The sequence below is a fragment of the Paraburkholderia fungorum genome (assembly GCF_046027605.1).
Classification (GTDB): domain Bacteria; phylum Pseudomonadota; class Gammaproteobacteria; order Burkholderiales; family Burkholderiaceae; genus Paraburkholderia; species Paraburkholderia fungorum_F.
In genome coordinates this window covers 1-2,119 of sequence record NZ_JAQQEF010000074.1, presented here as the reverse complement: position 1 = coordinate 2,119, position 2,119 = coordinate 1, and the positions used below count along the sequence as shown (strand labels likewise).

The 2,119-nt window shown below is 58.8% G+C and carries 2 protein-coding genes and 1 pseudogene; all 3 read right to left on the bottom strand.

All coding sequences use genetic code 11. The features are described 5' to 3' along the window. A partial coding sequence (locus PQR53_RS38775) for a helix-turn-helix domain-containing protein (RefSeq protein WP_408465866.1) occupies positions 1-441 on the bottom strand: 441 nt, incomplete at its 3' end. A 77-nt stretch (positions 442-518) separates the two neighbouring features. Next, the gene (locus PQR53_RS38770; protein ID WP_408465864.1) at positions 519-1,607 is read right to left on the bottom strand and encodes a porin; all 1,089 of its coding nucleotides are present in this window, start codon (positions 1,605-1,607) and stop codon (positions 519-521) included. A 127-nt stretch (positions 1,608-1,734) separates the two neighbouring features. Beyond that, positions 1,735-2,119, bottom strand: a pseudogene (locus PQR53_RS38765) (MFS transporter); the annotation flags it as partial.

The following is a 2,119-nucleotide window of genomic DNA, read 5'->3' as shown; positions in this document are numbered from 1 at the left end:
ACAAAAAGCGGGCAGCCGATATCCCACGGACGCGCGTCGCGTGATACTGCGCTTGCTGGGTACATGACCCAGATAGACCACGTCTTCGCCGTCGAGGATCGCGAAGGACACGGAATCACGAAACGTGTCTGCGACCTCCTGCAGGTAGGGGTTGACCAGGTCCTTGAAATTCATGGAGCGCAGGTACGCTACCCCGAGCGACAAAACTTTCGGCAATAGCAGGAAACGCTTGCCCTGCATCCCCACGTATCCGAGCGAGTGCAGGGTGAGGAGGGCGCGCCGGGCAGTGGCGACGTTCATTTGCGCCGCCTGGGCGACCTCGCTCAGCGTCATTTCCGGTTGATCTTCAGTAAAAGCCTGGATCACCGCGAGACCGCGCGCAAGCGCGGCCACGAAGTCCCGGTGAGTCTCATCAATACGTTCCGACGGTGTTTGAGCCATGAAAGAAGGTAGGCGATATTCGACAGCCGTAACTATACTGTTTTTCGTCCTGCGAACAAAATTTCGCCCGCGATGACTCAGAAGCGATGCCGGATGCCCAGGCTGACGATGGTCTGGTCGCTGCCGCTAGAGGGCGTCGCAGTAAAAAGCGTGGCCGTAGCGTCGCCACCCTGCACATGCTCGTAGTTGACCAGGGCATAGAGGTCGGTCCGCTTCGAGAGGAAGTAGTCCGCCGAGAGCATGTATTGCCCCCAGTGGGTTTCATTCAGCTTCGAATAAGCGTAGCCGCCGGACAACGTCACCGTGGGCGTCAGCGAATAGGTCACGCCGCCCTCCAGGGTTCTCAGCACGGCGGTCGAACCGCCGCTCTTCATATCGGTGAGCGAATACACACCGTGCAACAGCGCGGGACCAAACTGGTAGCTGCCCGCCACCGCGGCGGTCGAGATCCGGTTGAGGGCGATCGTTCCTTCCTGCTGAGTGCCGAACAGGTCCGGAACGCCGATCGTCGTAGCCGGCGTGATGGTCGTATTGTTCACGCTCGTGTATGCGGCGGCGAGATTCAGGTACCCGTGGCTGTACGAGATGCCATAACTCTGCGCGCTGCCGGCTCCCAGATGACCGGGCTGCCCGCCCGGCGCGTACAGTACGCCGGCCTTCAATCCGCCGAGATTGGGCGTCTGGTATGCAATGACATTATTGAGCCGCTCGCCGCCGAGGCGGTCATAGTCCCCCAGGTGAAAGCCGTAGGTACCCGTGTTGTACAGGTTAGTCATCGAATACAGATAGATCAGGAAGTCGTATTGCCGACCCAACGTGATCGTACCAGCGGGCGTCGTAAGTCCGACGAACGCCTGACGTCCAAATTCGAGGCCTCCCTGACCTAACGCCCCGTTGTTCAGCGCGAAGCCATTTTCCAGGGTGAAGATGGCCTGGTATCCTCCGCCGAGGTCTTCCGTGCCTTTGATACCCCAACGGCTGCCCTGCACGTTCCCGGAGGTTTGCGTGAGCGCGCTGTGGCCGCCCTCATTGCTGACGTAGTTGATGCTTTCGTCGATAAGTCCATACAGCGTCACGTTGCTTTGCGCATGCGCGGTTTTCATCCCGCACAGCGAAAATGTAGCCGTGGCCGACAACAGCAATGCTGCGTTGATGCGGTGTTTCATTACCTGTCTCCTGGGGCGGTATTCTTCTGGAACAGAAATTCTGGGTTGTTTAAAGGATTACTAATTAATTTATTCTGGCTTGCAGTTTCTTTCTGCCGGATTCCCGGTATTTACCGGGAATCCGGACTCAATCCGGTCGGCTGGTGGACACCATTGCGCGGGGAATCGAAAGAATCAGACAACAGCAGACCAGCAGGCAGCTACCCAGCACGTAGGTGCCGCTGTTGACGTCACCGGTCACGTTCTTTGCGACGTTGGTAATCATCGCGCCGGTGATGCCGGACAAGCTGCCAACGGAGTTGATCATCGCGAGTCCTGCCGCTGCCGCTGCACCGGAAAGCAGGCGTCCGGCGAAGGTCCAGAAAATCGGCATGATGCCGATGATTCCGGAGGCGGCGATCGAAATGAGCAGGATCGATACAGAAAGCTGGTGCGTGAACGTCGCGCTGAGAATCAACGCAACACCGGCCAGCAGAGCCGGAACGGCGGCATGCAGGCGCCGTTCCCCAGTA

Bases quoted from the DNA above. Each gene is read 5' to 3' on its own strand.
- PQR53_RS38770 (WP_408465864.1), bottom strand. From the start codon at position 1,607: ATGAAACACCGCATCAACGCAGCATTGCTGTTGTCGGCCACGGCTACA.